The 18,522-nt window shown below is 58.2% G+C and carries 19 protein-coding genes; 10 read left to right on the top strand and 9 right to left on the bottom strand.

Translation table 11 applies throughout. The features are described from left to right. Positions 1-64: 64 nt before the first annotated feature. The 3 genes from CHU71_RS06245 to aspS all read right to left on the bottom strand — a co-directional run bounded on the left by CHU71_RS06245 (position 65) and on the right by aspS (position 4,569). Positions 65-1,426 carry a replication-associated recombination protein A gene (locus tag CHU71_RS06245; RefSeq protein ID WP_147760494.1) on the bottom strand — a complete coding sequence of 454 codons (1,362 nt, stop codon included), beginning with the start codon at positions 1,424-1,426 and terminating at the stop codon, positions 65-67. A 3-nt stretch (positions 1,427-1,429) separates the two neighbouring features. Next, positions 1,430-2,644 (bottom strand): phosphotransferase, encoded by a 1,215-nt coding sequence (locus CHU71_RS06240; RefSeq protein ID WP_147760493.1) that lies wholly within the window; start codon positions 2,642-2,644, stop codon positions 1,430-1,432. 119 nt (positions 2,645-2,763) lie between these two features. Further along, positions 2,764-4,569, bottom strand: a complete 1,806-nt coding sequence (aspS, locus tag CHU71_RS06235; RefSeq protein ID WP_049063970.1) for an aspartate--tRNA ligase — start codon at positions 4,567-4,569, stop codon at positions 2,764-2,766. A gap of 196 nt (positions 4,570-4,765) precedes the next feature. Between aspS and CHU71_RS06230 the strand changes: the two genes are divergently transcribed. Further along, complete coding sequence (locus tag CHU71_RS06230) at positions 4,766-5,659, top strand: neutral zinc metallopeptidase (RefSeq protein WP_147760492.1); 894 nt, start codon at positions 4,766-4,768, stop codon at positions 5,657-5,659. Between the two features lie 174 nt (positions 5,660-5,833). After that, positions 5,834-5,992, top strand: coding sequence for a hypothetical protein (locus CHU71_RS12820; RefSeq protein ID WP_187272031.1), 159 nt, complete (start codon positions 5,834-5,836; stop codon positions 5,990-5,992). A gap of 198 nt (positions 5,993-6,190) precedes the next feature. On the opposite strand, the gene CHU71_RS06225 is transcribed toward CHU71_RS12820, so the two are convergent. Then, on the bottom strand, positions 6,191-6,508 hold the full coding sequence (locus CHU71_RS06225; RefSeq protein WP_147760491.1) for a hypothetical protein: 318 nt from the start codon (positions 6,506-6,508) through the stop codon (positions 6,191-6,193). A 343-nt stretch (positions 6,509-6,851) separates the two neighbouring features. On the opposite strand from CHU71_RS06225, the gene relB reads away from it, so the two are divergent. The 5 genes from relB (at position 6,852) to CHU71_RS06200 (ending at position 9,671) form a co-directional block, all read left to right on the top strand. Further along, positions 6,852-7,064, top strand: coding sequence for a type II toxin-antitoxin system RelB family antitoxin (gene relB, locus CHU71_RS06220; protein WP_187272030.1), 213 nt, complete (start codon positions 6,852-6,854; stop codon positions 7,062-7,064). Further along, positions 7,064-7,345 (top strand): type II toxin-antitoxin system RelE/ParE family toxin, encoded by a 282-nt coding sequence (locus CHU71_RS06215; protein ID WP_147760490.1) that lies wholly within the window; start codon positions 7,064-7,066, stop codon positions 7,343-7,345. Before relB ends, CHU71_RS06215 begins: the two co-directional genes overlap by 1 nt. 223 nt (positions 7,346-7,568) lie before the next feature. Beyond that, positions 7,569-7,763, top strand: a complete 195-nt coding sequence (locus CHU71_RS06210) for a hypothetical protein (protein ID WP_147760489.1) — start codon at positions 7,569-7,571, stop codon at positions 7,761-7,763. Between the two features lie 65 nt (positions 7,764-7,828). After that, positions 7,829-8,944, top strand: a complete 1,116-nt coding sequence (locus tag CHU71_RS06205; protein WP_049063960.1) for an LLM class flavin-dependent oxidoreductase — start codon at positions 7,829-7,831, stop codon at positions 8,942-8,944. Positions 8,945-8,996: 52 nt separating this feature from the next. Then, a complete protein-coding gene (locus tag CHU71_RS06200; protein WP_147760488.1) occupies positions 8,997-9,671 on the top strand; it encodes an FMN reductase in 675 nt (224 codons plus the stop codon). A gap of 62 nt (positions 9,672-9,733) precedes the next feature. Here the strand turns inward: CHU71_RS06200 and CHU71_RS06195 are convergent, their stop codons facing one another. After that, a complete protein-coding gene (locus tag CHU71_RS06195) occupies positions 9,734-9,916 on the bottom strand; it encodes a YbdD/YjiX family protein (protein WP_005529243.1) in 183 nt (60 codons plus the stop codon). Further along, the gene (locus CHU71_RS06190; RefSeq protein ID WP_236593728.1) at positions 9,916-12,183 is read right to left on the bottom strand and encodes a carbon starvation CstA family protein; all 2,268 of its coding nucleotides are present in this window, start codon (positions 12,181-12,183) and stop codon (positions 9,916-9,918) included. Before CHU71_RS06190 ends, CHU71_RS06195 begins: the two co-directional genes overlap by 1 nt. 424 nt (positions 12,184-12,607) lie before the next feature. Here CHU71_RS06190 and CHU71_RS06185 point away from each other — a divergent pair, with 424 nt between their 5' ends. Beyond that, the gene (locus CHU71_RS06185; RefSeq protein ID WP_046646623.1) at positions 12,608-14,017 is read left to right on the top strand and encodes an L-serine ammonia-lyase; all 1,410 of its coding nucleotides are present in this window, start codon (positions 12,608-12,610) and stop codon (positions 14,015-14,017) included. A gap of 77 nt (positions 14,018-14,094) precedes the next feature. Next, complete coding sequence (locus CHU71_RS06180) at positions 14,095-14,673, top strand: TetR/AcrR family transcriptional regulator (RefSeq protein WP_070509035.1); 579 nt, start codon at positions 14,095-14,097, stop codon at positions 14,671-14,673. Positions 14,674-14,765: 92 nt separating this feature from the next. On the opposite strand, the gene hisS is transcribed toward CHU71_RS06180, so the two are convergent. The 3 genes from hisS to tpx form a co-directional block, all read right to left on the bottom strand. Then, entirely contained in the window at positions 14,766-16,046 is a 1,281-nt protein-coding gene (gene hisS, locus CHU71_RS06175) for a histidine--tRNA ligase (RefSeq protein ID WP_147760486.1), read from the bottom strand. Positions 16,047-16,051: 5 nt separating this feature from the next. Further along, positions 16,052-16,705: an MBL fold metallo-hydrolase gene (locus tag CHU71_RS06170; protein WP_147760485.1), complete on the bottom strand. Its 654-nt coding sequence runs from the start codon at positions 16,703-16,705 to the stop codon at positions 16,052-16,054. A gap of 98 nt (positions 16,706-16,803) precedes the next feature. Next, positions 16,804-17,301 carry a thiol peroxidase gene (tpx, locus tag CHU71_RS06165; RefSeq protein ID WP_147760484.1) on the bottom strand — a complete coding sequence of 166 codons (498 nt, stop codon included), beginning with the start codon at positions 17,299-17,301 and terminating at the stop codon, positions 16,804-16,806. Between the two features lie 175 nt (positions 17,302-17,476). On the opposite strand from tpx, the gene CHU71_RS06160 reads away from it, so the two are divergent. Then, positions 17,477-18,343 carry a peptidylprolyl isomerase gene (locus tag CHU71_RS06160; protein WP_147760483.1) on the top strand — a complete coding sequence of 289 codons (867 nt, stop codon included), beginning with the start codon at positions 17,477-17,479 and terminating at the stop codon, positions 18,341-18,343. The last annotated feature ends 179 nt before the right edge of the window (positions 18,344-18,522 follow it).

Here is an 18,522-nt window from a genome sequence, read left to right as displayed (position 1 = left end):
ACACTTTTCGCGCGCTCGCCAGTACGAACTTGGCAGTTGGCCGCCCAGCGGCCGATGCGCGCCTTTAGCGCTTACCGCGGATGATGTTGCGCAGTCGCCCCAGATAGTCGAAGATGCGCTTCTCCGCACCGTGATCCGTTGGTTCGTAATAGATGGAGCCCTCGAGCTCATCGGGCAGATATTGCTGCTTGACGACGCCGCGCGGATCATCATGCGGGTACTTGTACCCCACGGCATGGCCCAGTTTCTTGGCCCCCTCATAGTGGCCATCACGCAGGTGCGAGGGCACGTGGCCAAGGCGGCCCGACTGGACATCAGCCTGCGCTGCAGAGATCGCAGCGATGACCGAGTTGGACTTTGGCGCGGTAGCCAAGTGGATGGTCGCTTGGGCTAAGGGAATGCGCGCTTCGGGCATGCCGATGAGCTGCGCAGCTTCAGCCGCCGCCACTGCTACTTGCAGCGCAGTGGGATCGGCCATGCCGATATCTTCAGAGGCATGAACGATGAGGCGGCGGGCGATAAAGCGCGGATCCTCCCCTGCTTCCACCATGCGTGCTAGATAGTGCAAGGCCGCATCGACGTCTGAGCCACGAATGGACTTGATGAAAGCCGAGACCACGTCATAGTGCTGATCCCCGTCGCGGTCATAGCGCACCACGGCGCGATTGACGTTGTCACGAATGATTTGCGGCGTAAGCTCGCCGCCGTCGGGGACCGCTTCCGCAGCAGCTTCCAAGTAGGTCAGAGTGCGGCGGGCGTCGCCACCAGCCAAAAGGACCAAATGTTCAAGCGCTTCCTCGCTCGCGGTAATCCTTCCTGCAAGTCCCCTCTCGCTCGTCAGCGCCCTCTGTGCAAGGGCGCGCAGGGAGGCGTCGTCAAGCGGCTCCAATTGCAGCAGCAAGGAGCGGGACAGCAAGGGTGCAACGACGGAGAAAGAAGGATTTTCCGTGGTAGCCGCCACCAAAAGGACGGTGCGATTTTCTACCGCCGCCAGCAACGCGTCCTGCTGGGTCTTGGAAAAACGATGCACCTCGTCGATGAAGAGCACTGTGCGACGCCCATGGATAAGCTCTTGGCGCGCGTGCGTGATGACTTCACGCACCTGCTTTACGCCGGAATCGAGGGCGGATAAGCCCACAAAGTTCTGGCCAATCGCCTTGGCAATCAGCGAGGCAATCGTGGTCTTTCCCGTACCGGGCGGACCATAGAGAATGACCGAGGCTTCGCCAGAGCCTTCAATAAGGCGACGCAACGGCTTCCCCTCTTCAAGCAGGTGACCTTGTCCCAAGACCTCGTCGAGGCTTTGCGGGCGCATCCGTGCAGCGAGCGGCGAGCCAGCATGAGTGGCGAAGATTTCCTGACCAGGAAGGGGCCCAGCAGGTTCGCTATCCGTAGATGCAGGTCCAAAAAGTGAGTCTTGCGACATCGCCTACGCTCCACGAAGCCGCGTGGCCACGGTACGGCCAAACTCCGCAACAGGCTGGCAGGTGTCGCTGCCGCACTGTGCCGCATAGCGAGACAAGGCCTCGAAGGTCTCATACAGGTCGCGCCTAATGAGGACTTCCTCCTCGCTAAACGGCCCTTGGTCTGCGGGGCGCAGCACGGAGTTGCGCGCATCGTGGAAGACCTCTGCGGAGCCTTCGGCCAAGGCTACGACTCCTTCAATGCCACCGGCATACATGGTGGTCACGCTGGATAGCGCCCACCCGATGAGGGAAGCGACGATGAGCTCGTGCAGCTCTGCGTCATCAGCAAAGCGCGGCCACACGCCGGTGACGTGGCGCTGCCATGCGGAGATGAAGATCTCCGCTTCCTCGTCAGAGATTGGGCGCGCGAAAAGGAACTGCGGGAAACCTGCGATAACGCAGGCGACGTCGAATCCAACGTTGCGGTAGCCGGCCCACTCATAGTCCAAGAAGGACAAACGCTGCGAGACAATGACGTTGTCGGGCGACAAGTCGAAGGGTGTAAAGGCACACTCTTGGCCATAGCTCAAGGCACTCGCGGCCTTTTCCGCCAGTTCGACAAAGTGCGCTGGCGCGGGAAGGCTAGCCTTGGAGAGAATGTCTGCACCGATGAGGATGGACGCACGCAGGGATTCATCGCGCAGCGCCTGGTGCTCTTCGTATTCAGGATGCTGGCGCAGCATGCGGTTGAGCAAAGTCTCGTAGTCAAGCTCTCGCCCCGCGGTCCCCGCATGCATCTGGCCAAGCGAGCGTCCTAGCTTGCGGAGGACTTCTTTGCGGTCCTCCCCTTTTGCACGCGTCAGAACATCAGCCAACGTGTCACCTTCGCCGGCGTCGGAAAGCACCAAAATGCGACGCTCCAAGTCCGCGGCAAAAAGAACCGGACCAGGACGCACGTCCTCATTGAGGGCCGTGGTGAACTGATAGGCCACGACTTCCCGCAGCAACGCCGCATCGTCGATGGAATGGCCCGTCATGGGGTTGTACTTGATGACCACGGAACGGTGCGGGAGAAACGCGGTCGGTGTCATGCGTGCGCGCAGCACTAAGGCATTACCGGAACCACCCAGGTCGGTCACCTGAGTAAATTCGGGCACACCTCCATAGCGGCGCGACAGCAGCTCTGCTGCAAATGTCACGACCTCATCTTGGGTGTAAACCTTCTCCGTGGTCACTATCTCTCCCTTAAAAATTCCTCATACTACCCAACGCTAACCGCAATAAAGCGGGGCGCTTCGCTTCCAACGCCCTTTATCGAACGCTGTACCAAGTTGCTGCCCCGCTTGATGTCCGCGCTTTAGTTGGCTTCGGCCTTCTTTTCAGCCTTCTTTTCCGGCTTGAAGTCAACGCCGGTCTCCTTGCGCTGTGCAGCAGGGATCGGACCAGGAGCATCAGTCAGCGGGTCAACTCCGCCACCGGACTTCGGGAAGGCGATGACGTCGCGGATGGAGTCAAAGCCGCCGAGCAGGGATACGATGCGGTCCCAGCCGAAAGCGATGCCGCCGTGTGGCGGTGCGCCATACTGGAATGCATCAAGCAGGAAGCCGAACTTCTCCTGTGCTTCTTCCTCGCCAATACCCATGACGTCGAAGACGCGCTTCTGCACATCCTGCTGGTGAATACGGATGGAACCGCCACCAATTTCGTTACCGTTGCAGACGATGTCGTATGCGTAGGCAAGAGCCTCGCCCGGCTCCTTGTCGAAGGAGTCGAGGTACTCCGGCTTCGGGGAGGTGAAAGCGTGGTGGACTGCGGTCCACTTGGAGTGGCCAAGTGCCACGTCGCCGGAAGCGGTGGCGTCAGCGGCTGGCTCGAAGAGCGGTGCGTCAACAACCCAGGTAAATGCCCAGTCGCCATCCTTGATGAGGTCGAGCTTGCGAGCGATCTCGCCACGGGCTGCGCCCAGCAGCGCGCGGGAGGACTTGGTGTCGCCGGCGGCGAAGAAGATGGCGTCACCTGGCTGTGCGCCGACGTGGGCGGCGATGCCCTCGCGCTCTGCGTCGGTGATGTTCTTGGCGACCGGGCCACCGAGGCTGCCATCCTCAGCGATGGTGATGTAAGCCAAGCCCTTAGCACCGCGCTGTTTTGCCCACTCCTGCCAAGCATCGAACTGACGGCGTGGCTGGGAAGCACCGCCCTCCATGACGACTGCGCCGACGTACTCGTTCTGGAACACGCGGAAGGTGGTGTCCTTGAAGAAGTCGGTGCACTCGACGATCTTGATGTCGAAGCGCAGGTCGGGCTTATCGGAGCCGTAGTATTTCATGGCATCCGCGTAGGTCATACGTGGGATTGGGGTGGTGATTTCGTAGCCGATGAGCTTCCACAGGGCGGAAACGATCTCCTCAGCGAGAGCAATGACATCATCCTGATCGACGAAGGACATCTCAACGTCGAGCTGGGTGAACTCCGGCTGGCGGTCAGCGCGGAAGTCCTCGTCGCGGTAGCAGCGAGCAATCTGGTAGTAGCGCTCCATACCAGCCACCATCAGCAGCTGCTTGAACAGCTGCGGGGACTGCGGCAATGCGTACCAGGAGCCTGGCTTCAGACGTGCCGGCACGAGGAAGTCGCGTGCACCCTCAGGGGTGGAGCGAGTCAGGGTTGGGGTCTCGATCTCAGTGAAATCGTGGCGGGCCAGGACCTCGCGGGCAGCACGGTTCGCCTCGGAGCGCAGGCGGAGGGCATCACCCTGGGTCTTGCGGCGCAAGTCGAGGTAGCGGTACTTCAGACGGGTCTCCTCGCCGACCTCGCCGGAGGTTGCAGGATCGTCGATCTGGAACGGCAGTGCTGCGGACTTGTTAAGGACCTCAAGCTCAGAAACGTTAACCTCGATCTCGCCGGAAGGCAGGTTGGGGTTCTCGGAGCCCTCTGGGCGCGGCTCAACCACACCGGTAACCTTGACGCAGTACTCGGAGCGCAGGTCGTGGGCGCGCTCTGCAACGTCGGATTCACGGAAGACGACCTGAGCGATGCCGGAACGGTCACGCAGGTCGATGAAGATAACGCCACCGTGGTCACGGCGACGGGAAACCCAGCCGGTCAAGGTTACGGTTTCGCCTGCGATGTCCTTGCGGAGCTCGCCAGCCAAATGAGTGCGCAGCACTGTTGTTCAATCCCTTCTCTATATTTCTTCTTGTAGGCGCCCACGCCACGCGTAAACAGCACGCGCCGAGCGGTACAAGTCATGAACGGCCCAAGTCTACCCTCCGAGGTGTGAACAAGTCGCGATGAGCCTAGTTGTGACGCCCCTCACCCCCACTCATGGTCGTGTGCACTGCCTTTATGGCAAGATCTAATCCATGACTTTTAAATCTGGTGCAAGTTTCGACGGCAAACGAGCCACCACGGGTGGCCGCGGACGCGGTGGCGGTACAATCGCTGCCGGCGGCGGTATCGGCACCATCGTCCTCATTGGCCTGTTCCTGCTCATGGGTGGTAATCCTGGCGATCTAGGCCAGTTGCTCGGCGCCGAAAGCAGCCAGCAGCAGGGCGAAGACACCAGCTCCGGACATCTCGACCATTGCAAGACGGCTGAAGACGGCAACAAGTACGACGACTGCCGCGTCGACTACACAGCTCAGTCGGTGGATGCTGTGTGGAAAGAACAGCTTCCCGCCCAAGCAGGCATCGAGTACACCGAGCCTGGCCGAGTAGTGTTCAAGAACTCCACCATGTCCGGCTGCGGCCAGGCTTCCGCGGCAACTGGCCCCTTCTACTGTCCTGCTGATCAGTCAGCGTACTTCGACACCTCATTCTTTGAGCAGCTCAAAAACTTCGGTGCGGAAAACGCTCCACTTGCGCAGATGTACATCGTGGCCCACGAGTTTGGCCACCACATCCAGCACCTTGAGGGCACGTTGGGCCTTTCCAACTACAACCAGCCGGGTGAGGATTCCAATGCTGTGAAGATCGAGCTGCAGGCTGACTGCTACGCAGGCATCTGGGCTTTCCACGCTGACGAAGGCGACAATGCCAAGCTAGAGCAGATCACTGATGAGCAGGCACAAGCCGCCATCGATACCGCCCGCACAGTGGGTGACGATAACATCCAACGTCGCTCCGGCGGCCAAGTCCGCCCTGACCAGTGGACTCACGGCTCCTCCGCGGACCGTGCCCAAGCGTTCATCAATGGCTATAAGTCCGGCAAGATGTCGCAGTGCGACTACTTGGGCCGCAACGCTTATAAGTCCTAATGAACGCAATGCCTTACTAGCTGCTTGGCCAACTTGCGCCACAGCCCTCAGCCCGTTGCCGCATCCACCAGGATGTTGCAACGGGCTTTGCCTTTCTTTTCCCTCCCAATGTGCTGTTCGCCCTTTGTGTCAGCCTAGTTGTGAACCTGCTTGATTCTGAGTGGATACAGATTCATGACTGTTGTAGTACCTCCGCAGGGCCTGCGCCGCCAGGAGGACATCAGCCCGGCTGAGCGCGAGGGGTTGGTGATGGCCTACACCAAAGCTCCGTATGGGACGAAGAAGGCTGCTGCCGTCGCGGCCCGTGTGACCCCGGAGTGGATTCGCAACTGACGCGCCGCGCTTTCCGACGCCGAGCTCTACTGCGAGCGCCACTACCTCGCCGCCTTGCTCGATCTCTTCGAGGTCCGCCTCCCCAGCTATCGCTTCCCCCTGGGCGACCTCGTCGCCGACTTCGGCACACTGCCATCCGAGTAATCTCATGCTGACGCGGCAGGCCTACGCCTTGTCCTCCGGCAGCGGCTTGCGACGTCAAACCAGCGATCGTCCCGGCGCGCCAGCCACGCCTTCATCACCGGACGCAATCGAATACCACGTCCATGCAACGTATCCGATATAAGCGAGTGGCAGGACGAGTGGAAAGAGGAAGCCAACAGCCACGCAGGCGGCAAGCACAACGATAGCCGCTCGTCCGCCTGCTAGTTCCGATTTTGCAGCAATGAACCGTGCTGTTGCTACGGCAGCGATGAAGAAAAGGGCAACGCCGAGCACCCAATGGATTCCACTTCCGATGCCCATAATCAGCGTCACAACACCTGCACAAACCCACAGGATCTTTTGAAGACTCAAGCTAGTTCCCACCTACTCCTTAGGGGCAGTCGCTACCTGCCGCTGAAATGCTCACGGCAATACATGACGAAATTAGTCGCTTGAGCATAGCGATTTCCTTTCAGTCGGAGATTGTGGTGGTCGGTATGGGTCTGAACCCGCTCGCAAGTTAGCACAAACTTCATTATGTGTCTTGGAACCTTTTAAAACCATCGGACACCTTCACCTGAATGTCGCGCGGCAGCGATGGTACAAGCGACCTATGCATCCCAATTGTGAGCACATCGAGGCAGAGAGCACCGTTGCCGCATTCTCGATGGGTGAATACAATGTATTCAAATCGTTAACGAGGAGGAAGAATCGAATGACAACTATGACCGTACGCATGAGCGACGAAGACGCCGAGCTCGTCCGCAAGTATGTCGGATTCGAAGGCACAACGATTTCGGAATTCGCCCGAAGCGCAATGCTGGAGAAAATCGAAGATCATGCCGACCTTCAGGAACTTCGAGCCGCCATCGAAGCCGATGACGGACAGCGTTTTAGCATCAATGATGTTCTCGAAGAGCTTGATTAATGTCAGCCAACAGCCCTAGCTACAGCGTTGAGCTCACCGCCTCGGCTCGGAAACAACTCAAAAAGATGGACCGATTCGATGCCAAGCTTCTGCTCACTTGGATGAAAACCCATCTCGAAGGCTGTGCCGAGCCGCGCGCTTTTGGCAAAGGCCTCACAGGTGATCGATCTAGCGAATGGCGCTACCGTGTCGGCGCTTATCGAATCCTCGCGCTCATTCACGAATCAACCATCACGATCGAGTTTTTTGCTGTTGGAAGGCGCGACACGATCTATCGCTAACCAAAACATAAGAAGCGAGCCCCAAACCTTCTCAGTCTAGGGCTCGCTTTCGGTTGAGCTCAGAGGGCACGTGCCGAACTCGTGGCGTTCCGGTCGCACCTGGTGCTGCGCTGTGACCTGGCGACAGCTAACGTGGTAGCCCGCTGGATTGCCGCTGATTTAGCTGACGACAAACACGTGACCAGCGTGGCGGTTGGCAAGGTTTTGGAATACGCCGAAGCAAGTGACCGTGCTGCTTTCCTTCCCCGCACAGCTACCGCACAAGAAGCACTCGATGCCCCTGACCGAATTGGCCAAGGACGGTACGCATCCTTGCGCGCTAATTTTTACAGAAGATGGCGCCAAGAATAAGCGCCCGTTGAGCATCGCCACTCCCACTGACCGCGCAGTTTTGGTCGATGCGCTGGAGTGGGAATAAAGCTCACCGCCCTCATGTTGACACGTCATATACACTCGTTGGCGAACACACCTTAAGGACTTCATATGCAATTCGGCATCTTCACCATCGGTGATGTCACCACCGACCCAACCAGCGGCATCACGCCTAGTGAAGCCGAACGTATCCGCAATATGACGGAAATTGCGCTCAAGGCCGAGGAGGTAGGCCTCGATGTTTTTGCCACGGGCGAGCACCATAATCCGCCATTCGTGCCCTCCTCCCCGACTACTCACTTGGCGTATATCGCAGCACAAACCAAGAACCTGCTGCTTTCGACTTCGACAACGCTAATTACCACCAACGATCCGGTGAAGATTGCTGAGGATTACGCCTTCTTACAGCACCTGTCTGGCGGGCGCGTAGACCTCATGATGGGCCGCGGCAACACCGGCCCGGTTTACCCATGGTTTGGCAAAGACATTCGCGAAGGCATCCCGCTGGCGGTTGAGAATTACCACCTGTTGCGCCGCCTATGGCGTGAGCCAGTGGTCAACTGGTCGGGCAAGTACCGCACTGCCCTGCAGGGTTATACGTCCACGCCTGCCCCGCTTGACGACGTCCCGCCTTTCGTATGGCACGGTTCTATCCGCTCCGTGCAAATCGCCGAACAGGCTGCCTATTACGGCGATGGCTTCTTCCACAACAACATCTTCTGGAACAAGGAGCACACGGCAAAGATGGTCAGCATCTACCGCCGTCGCTTCGAGGCTTACGGCCACGGCCGCGCCGACCAGGCAATCGTGGGACTTGGCGGCCAGGTGTTCATCGGCGAAACCGAGCAGCAGGCTAAAGACTTCTTCCGCCCTTATTTCGACAATGCGCCCGTCTACGGCCACGGCCCCTCACTGGAGGATTTCACCGCGCAAACGCCGCTGACGGTCGGCACCGTAGAACAGGTCATCGATCGCACGATGCAATTCGCAGATTGGGTCGGTGACTATCAGCGTCAGCTCTTCCTCATTGACCACGCTGGTTTGCCACAGGAGGTGGTGCTCCAGCAGATAGAGTTCCTCGGTACCCAAGTTGTGCCTGAGCTACGCCGTCGCATGGAGGCCCGCCGCCCCGACCATGTCGCTTCAAACCCGCCGACGCACGCAACGCTCAAGGCCAATCCTGGCTCGCCGCACTTCCGCGTCAACCCTGGTGAAGACGCTTCATAAGTACAACTGCAGATAGACCGATTGACAATCTGTTCCTAGGAGGAATTCTTTCATGCGCTCACTCGTCGTCGTCACGGCTGGCCTTTCCACGCCGTCGTCTACGCGCGCGCTAGCCGACGCCCTGGCCCAAGCCGTAGTCTCCCAAGTCGGCGCTCGCGGTGAAGGGCTCGAAGTAACCGTCATCGAACTACGCGAGCTAGCCACTGAGCTGGCTGAGGCGATGACCAATTGGGGTGCTACAACGCCCCAGCTCGACGAAGCAAAGCGAGCACTCTCGCATGCGTCCGGGTTGATTGCGGTAACGCCCATTTTCCAAGGCAGCTACTCGGGCCTTTTCAAGATGTTCTTCGATACCTTGGATCCACACGCACTCGACCACCTTCCGACCTTGGTCGCCGCTACCGGTGGTTCTTCCCGCCACGCGCTGGTTCTGGACTACGCGCTTCGTCCGCTGTTTAACTACTTGCATGCCACCGTCGTTCCAACCGGAATCTTCCAAGCCACAGAGGACTTCGGCACTGACGAGGGAGCAAAGACCACACGCCGCATCGAAAGAGCCGCCAAGGAACTCGCGGACCTCATTGTCATCCCTTCCGATCGCGTGGGCGGATTAGCCAGCCCCGACATCACGGCAAGTCAGCAAACTGCACCACGTAAAACCGGCTTGGATTTGGAAGAGGAATTCACCCCCTTTAGTTCTCTACTCTCCGGCCACGACGGAAACTAAGAAATGTCCGCCACTTAGATTAAGGTGACGGACTTTTTGGTACTCAGCCAACGCGCACGGTGTTAGCAGCACCGCGCGCCGGGGTTGGCATCCTGTTCGGCGTAGCGGGCGCGCCAATATTCACGCTCCGTTGGAATCTCAGCATCAGGATGATGCGCACGGAGGTGATCGCAGTACTTAGCGTAAGCATGGTCCCCCATGAGCTCGCCGAAGTACCAGGAGATCTTTTTGAGCGCCGTAATCACTAATGCCCTCCTGTTTCCTCGAAGGTCATGTTGTACTCCGCTGCCACTTCCTTTTCGCGCTTTGTCGGCATGAGACCACGTGGAAGAAAGAGCTTGGATGGAATGAATTCGGTTTCGGAGTCCTCAGGTTCAATACCTGCAGAACGTTGCTGGAGAGCCTTGGCGCAGGCAACGATTGCCGCACCGATAACTACCAATACCAGCACCGCAAACAGAATAGAGAGGCATCCTTGAATAAAGGTGTTGCGGACAACGGCGTTAATCTCTTCGACGCTCTTGGCAGATCCGAACTCGCTAAGACCTTGTGCTGCTGCTTCCTTGTACTTTGCGTGGTTGGCCCAGTAACCAATAGAAGCGTCGGAGCTGAAAATCTTTTGCCACGAAGCGGTCATTGTCACGATGAGATCCCACACCAATGGAATAGCTGGAATCCATACCCACTTGTACATTCCCTTCTTGATAACAACCACAAGCACCAAAGCGAGTGCCATTGCGGCAAGTAGCTGGTTGGCTATGCCGAAGAGCGGGAACAAGACGTTGATGCCGCCCAGCGGGTCGGTAACACCCATGATGAGGATGGCACCCCACAGTGCACACACGAAGAAGGTGGACAGGTAGGTGCCAAGCTTCCAGCTCTGATCACGGAACTTGCCCAGGCCCGGGATTGCGCCCAGCGAATCCGACATCATGAAACGTGCAACACGGGTACCAGCGTCCACCGTGGTCAGGATGAACAAGGCCTCAAACATGATGGCGAAGTGGTACCAAAATGCCTGCATTGCCGGATTACCGAGCATCTCGGTCATGATTTGGGACATGCCATAAGCAAGGGTTGGAGCACCACCGGTGCGGGAGACAATGGTTTCCTCTCCCACTGCTTGAGCTGCTGCGGCAAGCTGATCAGCGGTAATGCCGGCGCCCGGCAGGTGCAGGGTTGCTACGAAGTCCGCCGCGCCTTCTGGAGTACCCAGTGTCTTAGCTGCCGGTGAGTTCATTGCGAAGTACATGTGGCGGTCAATGACGACTGCAGAAATGAGTGCCATGACTGCGACGAAGGACTCCATAATCATGCCGCCGTAGCCGATGGCGCGCATGTGAGACTCCTTCTCAATGAGCTTCGGCGTAGTACCGGAGGAAATCAACGCATGGAAACCAGAAAGCGCACCACAGGCAATAGTGATGAACAAGAATGGGAAGAGGTTGCCGGAAAAGACCGGGCCGTTGCCATTAACAGCAAAGGAGGTAACCGCAGGCATGTGGACCTCAGGGCGTTCGATAACGATGGCGATGGCCAGCAAGGCGATAACGCCGATCTTCATGAAGGTTGACAGGTAGTCGCGTGGCGCAAGCAGAAGCCACACTGGAAGGATGGCAGCGACCAAGCCATAACCGATGATCGCGAATGCCAGGGTTTCCTTGGACCAGGTGAACATGCTAGCGCCGACCTCAGTGCCGGAAACGTAGCCGCCGCCGATGATGGCTGCCAGCAAGAGGATGACGCCGATGACCGAAACCTCCGTGACCTTGCCGGGGCGAATGTATCGCAGGTACAGGCCCATGAAAATGGCGATCGGGATGGTCATCGTGATGGAGAAAACACCCCATGGGGAGTCAGCAAGAGCGTTCACGACGATCAGCGCCAGCACGGCGATGATGATGATCATGATGGCGATGGTGGCCAGGATGCCCGCGGCGCCACCGACTTTGCCCATCTCATCGCTAATCATCTGGCCAAGCGAGCGACCCTTGCGGCGGGTAGATACCCAGAGCACCAGGTAATCCTGCACCGCGCCGGCGAAGATAACGCCCAGCACAATCCACAATGTTCCCGGCAAATAGCCCATCTGAGCAGCCATAACCGGGCCAACCAATGGGCCGGCACCAGCAATGGCCGCGAAGTGGTGGCCAAAGAGAACACGACGGTCCGTAGGCAGGAAGTCCTTACCATCGTTTGCATACTCAGCAGGGGTAGCACGGTTGTTGCGTGGCTTAACCACCTTGTACTCAATCAAGCGTGCATAAAGCGTGTAACCAATGATGTAGGAGCCCACCGCCGCAAAGACCAACCACACGGAGTTGATGGTCTCACCGCGGTGGAGAGCGAGCACTCCCCAACCGGCAGCCGCAGCGATAGCGGCAATCAAAATGATGACCTTCTCAACGTTACCGATGAGCTTTTTCGGCTTTACGTCGATGGGCTGTGCTTGGCCGTCGACTTCAACAAATTCGATGTCGGACCGCGGTTCGGGTCCGGTCTTGATACTCACGATAGTCTCCCAAGGAATCAGACAGAGCAAATGAAAGAACTTTTATCCAGCCACAACTGTTAGGCACGCTAAACTGCTTAACTAATGTGAACCGGGATACTAAACAGTATTCATTGTGGCCGTAAGTCACACATTAAAAATTCAATAATTTCTATCGGCTTATCCCTCAAAATCATTTGACCTTGGTCACACCCGCCCCGCGGGGCTAACAACGCTGACTCCACGTAGTGAACCACTGACAAAGCGGTAACATGGAGAAACTGTATGCGCGGCCTACATGCAATACTCCTCGTCGCAGACGAGTTTCGGCCGCAGCGAGACCGCAATTAACACGGGTTTAGCCACAGCCTGCCCCCAGACATACTCCCCCCCCCACCTACCCCCCGACTTAATTTCCAAACTCACAAAGGAGGCACCGCCCAGCATGGCAATCAGCGTCACCGACATTTTTTCCATCGGCATTGGCCCATCTTCCTCGCACACCGTCGGCCCAATGCGCGCGGCCCTTGCGTTCCTGAAAACGCTGCCGGAGCATCCAGCCAAGGTGCACACCGAGTTGCGCGGCTCGCTCTCGCTGACTGGCCGCGGCCACGGCACCGACCGCGCGGTGATTCTGGGCTTGGCCGGCTGGGATCCGCTTACCGTCCCGGTTGACGCTGAACCGCGTTCCGATCAGCCCATTCCGAGCAAGGGCATGACCGACGGCCCGCTGGGCGCGTTAGAATATTCCATCGAGTTCAACAACGAGCCGGTCCCCGAGCACCCGAATTGCCTCATCTTTGACGCATGGGACGCTGAAGGCAACCTATTGGCAGAGCACGCCGAGTACTTCTCCGTCGGCGGCGGATTCATTCTCTCCCGCGAGGAACTCGACGCAGAGGTGGCAGCCTCCGCCGAAGTACCTGCTGGCATGGCGGCGGCCGAATCCACCGACGATGTTCCTTACCCATTCACCACGGGCGAGCAATTGCTTGCGCTGTGCGAGAAGCACGATTTGAAGATCTGGGAGATTGTCGCCGCCAACCAGGAAGCGCTCCATAAAGAAGACGGCGGCCTCGAATACGTCTACGCGCACCTGGATTTGGTGTGGGACATCATGCGCGAGTGCGTCACCGACGGCATCTCCACCTCCGGAATCTTGCCGGGCGGCCTGCAGGTCCCACGCCGCGCGCCGGGCATGTACAAGCAGCTGCTGGAGGGCCACGACGATAAGTCTTTCGGCTTTTCCGCTATGGAGTGGGTCAACCTGTATGCGCTCGCCGTCAACGAGCAAAATGCCGCTGGCGGCCGAGTGATTACGGCCCCAACAAACGGCGCCTGCGGCATCATCCCAGCGGTGTTGCACTATGCCCGCGACTTCAAGCCGAACTTCACCCGCGATTCCGCCCGCCGCTACCTACTTACTGCGGGTGCTATCGGCATGATCATCAAGCACAACGCCTCCATTTCGGGCGCCGAGGTGGGCTGCCAAGGCGAGGTAGGCTCGGCGTCGTCAATGGCGGCGGCTGGCATGGCTGAACTACTGGGCGCAACGCCGGCGCAGATCGAAAATGCCGCCGAGATTGCGCTAGAGCACAACCTCGGCCTTACCTGCGACCCAGTCGGCGGCCTCGTGCAGATTCCGTGCATCGAACGCAACGCTATCGGCGCGGTCAAGTCCATCAACGCCGCGCGCCTGGCTCGCATGGGCCAAGGCACGCACCACGTTTCTCTCGACGCCGCCGTGCAGACGATGGCCGATACCGGCCGCGACATGCTGGCGAAGTACAAGGAGACCTCCATTGGTGGCCTCGCGAAGACGCTAGGCTTCGCCGTCACGCAGGTGGAGTGCTAGTGCAAAAGGCTTGCATGGCAAAAGGTAGTCTTATCGCTAACGCACAGACTCTAACCTAGAAAGCGATACCTACCTCCATGCGAGCCGATGCATTACGCCGTCGAATAGCCATCATAGAGGCGGCATGTGCCATGTTTAAACGCCATGGCAACTCGGTCTCCCTTGAAAAGATTGCCCAGGAAGCAGGCGTGGGCGTTGCAACGCTTTACCGCAACTTCCCGGACCGTGAAGCGCTAATTCACGCGTGCGCGGAACACATGAGCGACGGTTTCCTGGTCTTCCAAAATCGCTTGATTGAAGACTTCGAATCCGATCCTTCGGACGCGGAAAACTTCGTCCTGGACTATGCCCTCAAGCTCACAACGATGGGTTTGACCAGCCTCATTCCCTCCTTCGCGCCGGAAGACTTAGATACCCTGCCGGAGCATTTGAAATTGAAGCGCGACGCGTTACAAGAAAATGGCGAAAGGTTCATTGAGCTCGGAAAGCAGCACGGAGTAATCGGCCCCGGCGTGGGGCACCTCGACTTCGTGGTGGGTATCTTGACGCTGGTGCGCCCCAGGAAGGTGCAGGTGGAGAACTACGTGCCCGATATCCAAAAGCGCATGCTGCGCATCTACTTAGCGGGCATCAAAAGCGGCATCACGAACGCATAGTAGCAAAACAAAAGACCCCTCACTCCCTAATCGATATGTAGGAAGGAAGGCGCCTTTGGCATCTCAGCGAGATGCCCTTTGACGTCATTGGCTTAGTTCAGCTGGTTGCGTAGGTGCTCAACAAGGGCGTCGATAGCCACATCGTTCTGCTCGTGGGCTGCCAGGTCCTTAACGGCCACAACGCCGTTTTCAAGCTCTTGCTCACCGAGCACGAGAGCAAAGCGCGCGCCTGCGCGGTCAGCGCCCTTCATCGCGCCCTTGAGTCCGCGGTCGCCGAAGGACATGTCCGCAGAGATACCGGCATTACGCAGGTCATTGATGATGCCAGCCATACGACGCTTCGCATCAGCGCCCAGCGCAACGCCGAACACAGCAACGCGCTGATCGACGCCGTCGAGCTCGATGCCTTCGGCTTCGAGAGCCAGGATCGTGCGGTCGACGCCAAGTCCATAACCAATACCGGAAAGCTCCTGACCACCGAGCTGTGCCATAAGTCCGTCGTAGCGGCCACCGCCGCCGATACCGGATTGAGCGCCCAGCAGTGGGTGCACAAACTCGAAACAGGTCTTGGTGTAGTAGTCCAGCCCGCGCACCATGCGCGGGTTGATGGTGTATTCAATACCCATGTCATCAAGAAGGCCGGTGACGGTCTCGAAGTGGGTACGGCATTCCTCGTTGAGGTGGTCGAGCATCAACGGGGCGTCGACAAGCTGCTCTTGTACCTCCGGACGCTTATCATCCAAAACGCGCAGCGGGTTGATCTCCGCACGCTTGCGGGTCTCTTCGTCCAAATCCAGCTTAAAGAGGAAATCCTGCAGCTTCTCACGATAAGCAGGACGACAATTGTGATCGCCAAGGCTGGTTAGCTCTAGGCGGAACTTGCTGAGGCCAAGCGAACGGAAGGAACGATCAGCTAGCGCAATAATCTCCGCGTCCAATGCGGGATCGTCGACGCCGATTGCCTCGACGCCCACCTGCTGGAGCTGACGGTAGCGGCCGGCCTGGGGACGTTCGTAACGGAAGAAAGGTCCGAAGTAGTTGAGCTTGACCGGCAGCTGACCGCGATCGAGGTTGTGCTCAATGACCGAACGCATCACACCCGCAGTGCCTTCTGGGCGCAGGGTTACCGAGCGGTCGCCGCGGTCTGCGAAGGTGTACATCTCCTTGGAGACCACATCGGTGGATTCACCAACACCACGCGCGAAAAGCATAGTGTCTTCGAAGATCGGAAGCTCGATGTGCTGGAAGCCGGACAGATGCGCCTGGTGAACCAGGTTCTCACGCACCTTGTAGAAGGTCGCCGATTGCGGCGGAATGTAGTCCGGCACTCCTTTGGGGGCGGACAGGGCCTTGAACTGCTTCTTATCACTCACGCATATCAGAGTACATCCCGCAGCGTGGCGAAGAACGGATTAGTGGCCCTTTCTGCGCGCATCGTGGTCGTCGGGCCATGCCCTGGTAACACAGCCAGCCTGTCATCAAGGTTCCACACCGGACCAGCAAGCGAACGCTGCATGGCCACAGGATCTGAGTGCTCCAAGTCAGTACGCCCGATCGAGCCTTTAAACAAAACATCACCGGCGAGGACAAATTCTTCCGCAATAATGAGAACGCAACCCGGGGAATGCCCTGGGGCGTGCTCGAGGCGGAATTCATGGCCAACCAGTTCGATAGTCTCGCCACCGCGCAGATCGCGCAGGTCCTCAATCTGCACCATGTTCTTCGCATCAAAGAGCACTTGGGACTCGGCGGAGACCCCGGAGCCGTCGACAAGCATGAATGCGTCATCAGGGTGGATATAAACCGGCAGTTCGAGCTGGCGCGCCAAGTCCCCTGCTTCACGGGTATGGTCCAGGTGGCCGTGGGTGAGGACGATCGCCTCGAGGGTCAGACCCTGCTCAGCACCGATTTCCAGGACGCGCTGCATCGCATGCATGCCCGGATCAACCACGAAGGCACGTGCACCGTTTGCCACGATGTACGTGTTGGTCTTATAGGGGCCCGCTGCGAAACCTAAAACGCTCAAAGTCATAAAACGCAGTCTAGCGCCCCCACCGATGTGGAAGCGCTAGCTAGCTAGAAAGCCACTCGAAGCCGCCGCGCTCATAGAAAGCGACGTCGGTCAGGTGATTAGCTCAGTGTCTCAATGGCTGCATCGTAGTTGGGCTCGGTGGTCACCTCAGGAACCAGCTCGGTGTAGATCACCTTGTGGTTTTCATCGGTGACAACGACGGAGCGCGCGAGCAGGCCCTTCAGCGGGGACCCCTGCAGGGTAATGCCGAGCTTTTCACCGAAATCAGAGCGGAAGTCAGAAGCGCTGACGACGTTCTCGATGCCTTCAGCTGCGCAAAAACGGCCCTGAGCGAATGGCAGGTCACGGGACACGGACAGGACAACGGTGTTGTCCAGGCCCGCTGCCTTCTCATTGAACGCGCGAAGCTGCGCCGCGCACACGCCGGTGTCAACGGATGGGAACAAGGAGATCACAAGGCGCTTGCCCGCGAAGTCCTTGTTGGTAACCTCAGAAAGGTCAGTGCCAACGAGGTTAAACTCGGGCAGCTGAGCACCTACCTCTGGCAGGTCGCCTGCGATCTGGGTTTCATTTCCTTGGAAGTTCACTGTAGTCATGGCGCCCCACTGTACTGGAGCTAAACAGCTAGCGCCACGAGGATCAGATGAGACTCACAGGAGACTGAATAAGGCCCAGTTTTGCTCACAAGCTAGAATCAGTGCGGTAATGCTCGAGTTCAATCGACCGAGCCCAAGTGACTGACATAGACACCCATTGCCAAAGGACACTTACATGCCCAACAACGCACAGCGCCGTGAAGAGGCGCTCAACAGCCTTGAGCGCGAGCTCAAGGCCCGAGACCGCAAAGAGAAGACTCGCCCGTTAGGCGTCGTTGCTGCTTCGCTCGTAGTCATTCTCGCCCTTGTTGGCGGAATTTACTTCTTTGCAACACGCGACAACTCTGAGGAGAAGGTCGTAGCTGAGGAATCCAGCACTGCCGCAACCTCAAGCCAGGATAAAACTCCCGAAGCAACTGCACTGAGCGGTAAGCGTAAGGAAGCACTCCCGGCAAGCGTCCAGTGCAAGTACGAGGATGACAGCCGCGACGACAATGGCGCCAAGGCCCCTAGCGGCAAAGACGTCTCCACGAAGGGCACCGTTCAGGTCACGTTCAAGACCAATCAGGGTGACATCGTAATGGACCTGGATCGTTCTCTCGCCCCTTGCACAGTGCAGGCAATCACTTCCCTGGCAAAGAGTGGCTTCTACGATGACACCATTTGCCACCGTATGACCTCCGGCGGTTTGAATGTCCTCCAGTGCGGTGACCCAACTGGTACCGGCTCCGGCGGCCCTGGCTTTAGCTTCGCCAACGAATACCCAACCGATGAGGTGGACTCCTCCGCTGGAAAGAAGCCTGTGACCTACCCGAAGGGTTCCATCGCAATGGCCAACTCTGGCAAGGACACCAACGGTTCCCAGTTCTTCATCAATTACGCCGACTCCATGTTGGCTCCTGATTACACCTACTTCGGCAACCTCACCGACCAGGGTCAAAAGACCTTGGACAAGATTGCCAAGATTGGCGTCGAAGGCGGTGCCACCGACGGCAAGCCAGCTGAAGAAATCAAGATTTCCACGGCTACCGTTTCCTCCTAAACCTAGGACCACGGCGCTCCTCCCCCACAATGAGGGACCGAAAATTAGCCCTTTCCAGTCACAGCAGCTGGAAAGGGCTCTTTTATTTACTTCTCGCACTCTGCCCCCGCAGTTGAACCTAAGAAAAATTCAGGTCAGCCCGGCACGTTCACATTTGGTTTATTGGTTTAGACTCACTT

The organism is Corynebacterium sp. LK14, from assembly GCF_008042215.1.
Classification (GTDB): Bacteria; Actinomycetota; Actinomycetes; order Mycobacteriales; family Mycobacteriaceae; genus Corynebacterium; species Corynebacterium striatum.
The sequence above is the reverse complement of the archived record's forward strand: the minus strand, read 5'-3'. Positions and strand labels throughout refer to the sequence as shown.